This window comes from Dyadobacter sp. HNCC25DJ186 (assembly GCF_056895235.1).
Map to the genome: position 1 here is coordinate 1 of NZ_JBXHAS010000029.1, position 7,603 is coordinate 7,603.

Genomic DNA, 7,603 nt, shown 5'->3' on the forward strand with positions numbered 1-7,603 from the left:
CTCTTTGGCAGCGACTTCCTCAATGCGTTCCAGTTCCATCTTTTTCTCCAATTCTATCAATTGGAGTTTCAGCGTCTGGCGTTGGTTTATGGATAGTTTTTCATTCGAAAGCTGGGTTTCCAGGATCGTTTTCTGGGTAGCATTTTCTTTTGCCTGCCGCTCTGTACGCTGGGCATCTTCCAGCTTGGCAATGTCATTGATCCGCTTCGTTTCTTCGGCTACATGCTTGGCGCGGTAGTCCGCTTCGAATTTTTCAACGGCCGATTTGTATTGCGAACGCAAAGCAATTTCGTAGTTGACTTTTACCAGGTCATCCGCTTTGGATTTTGTATTGGCAGCCAGTTTTTCATTGAGCTCAAAAGCCAGCTGAGCTTTTTTTCTTGCAAGCTCGTCTGTAATGGCATCGATGTTTGCTTTTTCAATTGCCTTATTTGCGGCAGCATTTGCCACAATTTTTTCTTCGGCTGCCCTTGCTGCTGCTTCTTTGTCCTGAGTTTCCTTTAATTTTCTGGCGGCTTCATCGGCTCTTTTATTTTCTGCAACTTCTTGCTGTTTTGCATTTTTTTCAGCACTCAACTTTGCTTGGCGGGCAGCTTCTTCTTGCTGTTTTTTTAGGTTTAATTCGCTGGTCTTGGCGGCGTTTGCATCCGCTGCAATTTGTGCGGCCGTTTTCTTTTCATTGGCTGCTTTGTCCGAAAGGTGTTTATCATTAGCAGCTTTTTGCTGGGCAAGGCTTTTATTGTTTTCATCGCCCACCATTCCAAAGAATGAAGCAACGGCGGATCCGGCTTTTTTCATTCCCTCCCAAAGTCCATCAATTACAGTCCGGACGCCTTCAACATTTTTGTAAAGCGTGATCAGCCCCCCAACAAATAAGGCAATAGCCGATACAACCAAGCCGATCGGGTTTGCTGTCATGGCGGCATTCATAGCCCACTGGGCAACCGTTCCGGCTTCTGTCCAGATTAACCTCCCCTTTTCGGCAGCTGCCAGCCCGATGGCCGACGCGGTTGCTGCAATGTTTGCGGTGTTCAAAGAAACCAGGGCCACACCCAGGGCAATAAACGCTTCTTTGTTTTCGGTGATGAAACCAGGAATTGCAATGATTCCCTTAACCAGTGCGGCAAAAACCTGAATGGTGGATTCAACAGCCGGTAGACCTTTATCAATCAGAATACTGTAAAAGCTGGTTATTGCCGGGGCTAAGATTTTACCAACACTTGCACTTGTGTTCGTATAGGCAGCTGCCAGCTGTTTTTCTTTGAATTCCAGCGTTTCATTGTTTTTTGCTGCCATTTTATACGCTGCATCGGTACCGGTCAAATCGGCTGTAAATTCCTTCACCTGTTCGCGGTGTGTTACCAGGTGCTGGGCGGCTACCACGTTTTCAGTTCCGAACATTTTAGCAAGTTCGGCCGTGGATAGGTTACGCTTTCCAAGGTTTTCCATGGCCTTGTCCAGCCCGACAATCTGCGGGTTCAGATCTTCGGAGCTGCTCATCATTTTGATAAGAATGTTCCGGAAAGCCGTACCTGCCTGTTCGCCTTTGATGTTGATGGTGGAAAGGGATTGAAGCGCGCCGTTTGTTTGTTCAAACGATACACTGGCAGCGCTGGCAACGGTTCCGGATGCTTTTAAAGCGCCTGTCATGTCCACAATTTCAGCGGATCCGACTTGCGCCCCGGCTGCGATGGCATTAATGAAACGACCGGCGTCGGAGGCGGGCGCATTGAACTGATTGAGGGCGCCGGCCATTAGTTCGGTGGCAGGTGCTAAATCCAGCTTTCCAGCTTGTGAAAGGACTATGGCTTCTTTTGTTACCGCGGCCAGGGATGCAGCGTTTTCGGTCAGGTCTGACTTGGCGGATCCCATGGCCTGGTAAGCGGCCAGCATTTCGTCGCCGGTTTTTCCCATTTGTGGCCCCAGCTCTTTGGCCTGATCATTCAAATATTCAAGATCCTTGCCGACGATATTCGTATTGGCACTTAATTCTTTACTGGCAGCGTCTAACTTTTTGAAGTTTTCAATGCCATCGGAAAAGAACTGTTTCAGCATTTGGCCGGCTTCCAGGATTGCGGCAAAGGTGAAGGCGCTGGCAATCCAGGTTTTCAGATTTGTCCAGACGCTTTGACTTTCTTTTACTTCGTCTGATACCCCGCGCACGTCCTGCCTGACGTTCGCCAGACGGTCATTTACATCTTTTAGCTCTTTGGTTTTTTCGATGTATTCAGCGGTTCCGGGCGTCAGATCCTTGATTTCCTTATTCAGCTGTTTGGCATATCCTTCCAGCTGCTTGACGGTCATCCCGGCGTTGCCCATCTCTTCACGGGTCTTTTTTATTTCCGCTTCGAGCTCTTTAATTTCCTGCTTCGAGTCGGTCCATTCTTTGGTCCCCCGTTTCAGGTCCTCCTGAGATTTCTTGACTTTGGCCAATTCGGCTTCCAGCTCACCCAGGGCATTTAAGGCCGGTTTTCCATTGATATCGAAATTCCAGACCGAATTTTCAACTAAATTCATTGTATACAGAAAAAGGTACACTACGAATTTGCGGCGTACCTTTTGCCGGGAGTAGGACGGGAATTATTGAAATTTTTTTTGATAATTCCCGTTTTAATCCTCACAAAAACTTTAAGTCTGCATATTTATATAGGTAAGCATCAACTAAACAACCCTGCTTACAATAAGCAAATGGTTTCAATAAATCAATCTTTCTACGGGGATTACTGTAGCCTTCTGATATTGGAGGAAATAATATCGCTTTTAGTTTATTACAAGGCTTTTGATTTACCATTACATATTCCTATTTCTATTGAATGGGAAAATGGAATTCTATTTATTGTCAATCCAAACACATGGTGTTTTTACTATGGATGGATAATGAAATAGTGAAGTAATGTGGTGGGGTAATACAATTTTACCCCACCCATTATTCTTAACTTTATGATAAAAGTATGATTTGAAATATATTTAATTACTGATATATAGGGCTATAAATTTTTATTCTTTTATTATCAAATTTATATTCGAATGGGCGGGCTACTAAATTTTTTTAAGTGTCTGACGCTTTATTTCATCATTAAATATATGAGAATTTCTGGCAGAATGAACTATTAGCTCCGAGTGTTCTAAGTTATTCCTAATAAAGTCAAAGCATCCTAATAAGTGTTGAATTGCATTCATGATTACATCTTCTGTTACAAAGTCAATAAACTCACCTTTCTTAAAAATAAATTTTCCGTAAGGCAAATTATATTCTGCATCCTTTAATGGCCGGCTATTAGAATGCATAGTATTGCGTATTGCGTTTATAAACTCTAAGGTAATCCTATATTCATTTATTTTGTTATTAAGTATACCCTGCTTATTAATTTTCTTAAATATAAAGTTGTACTTGTTTCCTAAACCTATGAATTCAGAGCGAAGCTTTTTCTTTATTTTAGTTTGATTTTCTCCGGGCAAATCTTTAATCAGCTTGAAGATAGATAAGTAGTTATGATTTTTTTGTAGTTCTAGTTCCTCGTCAGTTACAATATTATCATAAATAACATCTATACAGTCTTCAAAAATAATCCAGATAGAAATAATCAAGATCATTCTTCTGGAGTCATGCCACGCTTTAATGTTTAATTGATCAATTAGGAACGGGATATTATTAAAATGTTTCCCCTTCTCTGGTTCGTCTATGAAATATTTTTCAAGAATACCGTCATTGAAAGGCGCAGTAAGCTTCTCCAAGAAATAGGGTAGCTGATATTCTACATAATAGTTATAAACAATATTTTCGATAACATTAAAAAAGTCATTTCTAAGATCCTCCTTAGCGAAGCTTTTATTTTCAGAGAGACTCCCTGCTGATTCAATTAATTGCAAATAGTTGTCTAGTACCCAGATATAAGCAATATGAGTTTCAAGTTTAGGTTTTTCTTCCATATTCATGCTAAGGTCTATAATGAATTTTATATCTAGTACGTATTAAGATAAGAAAAATCTTGTAAAAATTGCCTTCGAGGATCTTTATTTTAATAGAAGATGAAATGACAAGCTTATCTGTTACAAATTTATTCACCACGGTCATAAAATGGCCGTTCATAATATTCCTTCATTGCCTGCATCATCACCGGGGGAAGTTTAGTCATCAGATAAATTGAAATCTCTGAGTAAATTTCCCCCTTGTTCACATTATAAAAGCTGTTGCCACGCCGTTTGATGGTATTTTGCTGCATAATCGCCCGGCCCATCCCGTAGGCAACCCTGGTAAGTGCCCTGTCATAAGTAAGCTCTTTGTTTTGCTTGCGGCCAATAGGATAACCTGGAACATACAGCTGAACATCCTTCCCATTTATCGAAACAGTTTCGTTTTTAATGAATTTATCCACGCCCAGTTCTTCCACAAACTCTTTCAACATTTCTGTATTCGGAAATTTAGAGTAGCTGATTTGGCGCATATCTTTAAAACGGCCATAGCCACGCATGCCCATCCGGAATGAAGCTTCCAGCTGGTCCGTAATAAAGGACCGTTCAGAATATAAAGAGTTTTTTAGCTGGTCTGTTAAAGATACGCCGGCGCTTTCCATATCCTTACGCATACGACGCACTCCTTCCGTAAAAATACGGTCACAGGCTTCTATGACCTGGCTTTCAAAAATCCTCTGAATTTCAGGCGTAACCTCAGACATACATTAGACCATTTACAGGTATTGTGACATCGATATCCACCAGCCAACCCTGGACATTAGCGTTTGCAATTTTACCTACAGGTAAAAGTTTATCCTGGAAAATATTGAAAATGACCTCGTAATCCTGGCCGTCCACTTCGGTCACTTCGGCCGCGTACCATTCTGACGCAAGACGAATGAGGCCGATTAAACGCAGCATCTTTTTCCAGGTTTCGTTCCTGGCTTCAAGTTTTATGTCGGGCGTGATGGCTGTGGATCCCATCTTTTTGATGATCATCACCGTACAGGCAAATGTCGCGCAAGTAAGACCGGCCGCGTTGTCAGTTAACGGGGTTTCGGCAACCTGGTAGGTACAAATGTATTGATCCGGTTTTACTTCACTTTCAAACAACTTAGCCATTTCCTGCAAGCCGTCAGGACCGCCAGAAAGAGCACGGGAGATGTCGATGCCGGAAAGGTTGCGTACTGCGTGCTGGAAAAATTCTTTCAGTGTAATCAAATCGGTGATCACTACCATACCGTTGTTAGTACTCATATCCATTGTCTTGGTTATCGCGGGTTTCTTCCGCGGTGATTGTATCGTCAAGGGCGGCGGCATAGACCAGGTGGGCGTATTGTTTGCCCACATTATCAAAGTCGCCGAAATGGCCTTCTTTTGCAATGTTTTTAATCAGCATGATCCAGCCGCGGCCGTCGCCGTAACGCGGCTGAGCGTCACCACCGAAAAGGCCCTCGTATTGTTCCAGAAATGATTTTGCCTGAACTTCGAAATAGGACAGGATAACCATTTTCATTGACATGTCCAGTGTGGCCAGTGCAGCGGCCCGCTTCATCATCCTGGCTTCATTGAAAGGTTCGCGGTCGTCACCGGTCCAGTCGGGTGATTTTAAGAATGCTTTCAGATCCGGCCGGGCCGGGCGGCACAAAGTTGAGATCAGGCGGTTTAGCGCGGTAGGATCTGGCTCGTCGGGATCTGCAAAATCAGTATAGGCAATAAAGGCCATGGATAATTCCAGGGTCGTGGTATCTGCAAAATTCTCTTCCGGAAGAATGTAATCCACACCCTCATGCTTAAAACTTAGAAACGGCCGGTCAACCGGCGCGGTAAATATCCATTTGACCTGGTTTTTCAACATTTCCCATTCCAGCGGGTTCATTGTCCAGCTTCCCCATGCACTGGCAGGAATATCGAAAGCAACCTGGACCAACATTTCAAAAATCTCGTCTGTGATATCCTTTGGCGATAACCTGGAAAAGGCGATCAGCTTGGCAACCATTTCGGGCTGACACTCGGCCCAGCTTGCAGGCCCCTGGTAGGTTTTGTTTTTGTATGTTAAAATATCCATCAGGCTGGCTCTACAATAATGACAAGTTCAGGATCGCCCCAGTTGGTTACGATGTTGGCAAACCGGTAAGTTTGAGGACCATTTAAAACCGGGCTTGTCTGGTTTTTTGATGGGATCCGGATACGGTAGGCTAGCTGCGGGCTGTTTGAAAAAATAATCCGTACGTCTATGTTCCTGGTTGCAGCCGGTAGCGTGTTGTCAGCGTAACGAACGCTATTATTTCCAGAATAGGCGGTATTGGAAATCATTTCTGCACCATCGATAAGTACGGCTGCAATCGGATTGTAAGCGCCGCCGATCTGCCCGTTCGCGTCGCCGATAGCATTGTTAGTGATACCCAAACGGATATTGACAGCCGGGATGCAGTTACCATTCAGATTTGCATTTTCCTGCGTATCCATGGCAAGCCAGGCGGCCTGGGCTTTTGCCTGGGCATCGGCCTGACTAAGCTCTGAACCGTAAGATCCGGCCGGTAAAACGATTGTCCAGGTTGTGCCCACCTGACCATTGGCACAAGTGGATTTTTTCAAAAGAGACGGACCTGAAATAGTCGTATTTAAAAACGGTGTTGTTTGTGCTTCACAGGCACCGGTAGCCCAGGGCGGGATATACCCTTCTGTTCCGGAAATATTGGATTTCGTGGTGATGGGACGGACGTTTTCACCAGAATCCAGGTAGAATTTTACAAGCTCGTTCACTAACTGTTTTCCGGTTCGGATCCCGTTTGCATCCAGCTCACAACTCACAGACCATTGTTTCCAGCCCGTTTGGCGTGTTACCGGTACAATTTTCGGCAGCTTGCTATATCCACCAATGCCATTGGCATAAGTAAAACTAAGGCTTCTTTCGACTGGCCACTCAGTATTGCTTTGCGTCAATAACCCGCTAAAATTAGGCGTCAGCGGGATAAACTCTTCACCATCGACAATGAAAAATTCTTCGGATAAGGCCATATCTTCCAGGTATTCCCGGTAGTCTGCATTCAGCCAGTTTCCAATATTGACGCTTACTGACCTCTGGCCGGTTACGTTGTTGATCAGTGCCTCGGAAACCGTTGGCAAATAGTCGTAATCGGTGAACCGTTCCAGGAGCTGACGGCTGATACTAATGGATTCGCTGGCGGATCCCACACAGCGGATCGTATCATAACCGCCCAGGCTGTTTTGGAAAAGAATGTATTTTACTGACTCATAGACAAACCTGTCTACGCGGTAAAAACGGGTTTCGCTAACCTGTTGCCCGTTTTCATTTGATAACCAAACTTCATACCAAATGACCTGTTGCAGTTTGGCTTCCAGCTTCAATTCAGAGAATCCGACCGGCACGGAGTACACCGTCATGGGCGTTACGTTGTCTACGGTTTTGGCTGTGAAAGTCTCGGCTGAATTATCTGCGTAAAATACCCGTACACGGAGATTTAAGGACTTTGGCGAAGGCGTGAAATTGGTTAAGAAATAAAGCCGTTCGGGCTGATCGGTACGGACCAGTTTGCCATCGGGCTGCCAGGTTAAAAATTTGCTGAGCTGGCCGCCGATCACCTGCGTAAAGAACACGTCTTTATACATGGAATAATGGCGCATA

General features: G+C 44.3%; 6 protein-coding genes. All 6 read right to left on the bottom strand.

The window, feature by feature from the left end; all coding sequences use genetic code 11:
- A partial coding sequence (locus tag AC1XUO_RS29405) for a phage tail tape measure protein (RefSeq protein WP_483333477.1) occupies positions 1-2,517 on the bottom strand: 2,517 nt, incomplete at its 3' end.
- A 522-nt stretch (positions 2,518-3,039) separates the two neighbouring features.
- Positions 3,040-3,930: a hypothetical protein gene (locus tag AC1XUO_RS29410; RefSeq protein ID WP_483333478.1), complete on the bottom strand. Its 891-nt coding sequence runs from the start codon at positions 3,928-3,930 to the stop codon at positions 3,040-3,042.
- Between the two features lie 128 nt (positions 3,931-4,058).
- Positions 4,059-4,676, bottom strand: coding sequence for a hypothetical protein (locus AC1XUO_RS29415; RefSeq protein WP_483333479.1), 618 nt, complete (start codon positions 4,674-4,676; stop codon positions 4,059-4,061).
- A complete protein-coding gene (locus AC1XUO_RS29420) occupies positions 4,669-5,211 on the bottom strand; it encodes a hypothetical protein (RefSeq protein ID WP_483333480.1) in 543 nt (180 codons plus the stop codon). Before AC1XUO_RS29420 ends, AC1XUO_RS29415 begins: the two co-directional genes overlap by 8 nt.
- Positions 5,201-6,022: a hypothetical protein gene (locus AC1XUO_RS29425; RefSeq protein WP_483333482.1), complete on the bottom strand. Its 822-nt coding sequence runs from the start codon at positions 6,020-6,022 to the stop codon at positions 5,201-5,203. Before AC1XUO_RS29425 ends, AC1XUO_RS29420 begins: the two co-directional genes overlap by 11 nt.
- Positions 6,022-7,603 (bottom strand): DUF5977 domain-containing protein (locus AC1XUO_RS29430; RefSeq protein WP_483333483.1); only part of this gene is annotated, 1,582 nt, incomplete at its 5' end. The genes AC1XUO_RS29425 and AC1XUO_RS29430, both read right to left, overlap by 1 nt.

What these genes read in the sequence shown, in the direction of transcription:
- AC1XUO_RS29410 (WP_483333478.1), bottom strand. Translation starts at nt 3,930, where the DNA reads ATGGAAGAAAAACCTAAACTTGAAACTCATATTGCTTATATCTGGGTA.
- AC1XUO_RS29415 (WP_483333479.1), bottom strand. Translation starts at nt 4,676, where the DNA reads ATGTCTGAGGTTACGCCTGAAATTCAGAGGATTTTTGAAAGCCAGGTC.
- AC1XUO_RS29420 (WP_483333480.1), bottom strand. Translation starts at nt 5,211, where the DNA reads ATGAGTACTAACAACGGTATGGTAGTGATCACCGATTTGATTACACTG.
- AC1XUO_RS29425 (WP_483333482.1), bottom strand. Translation starts at nt 6,022, where the DNA reads ATGGATATTTTAACATACAAAAACAAAACCTACCAGGGGCCTGCAAGC.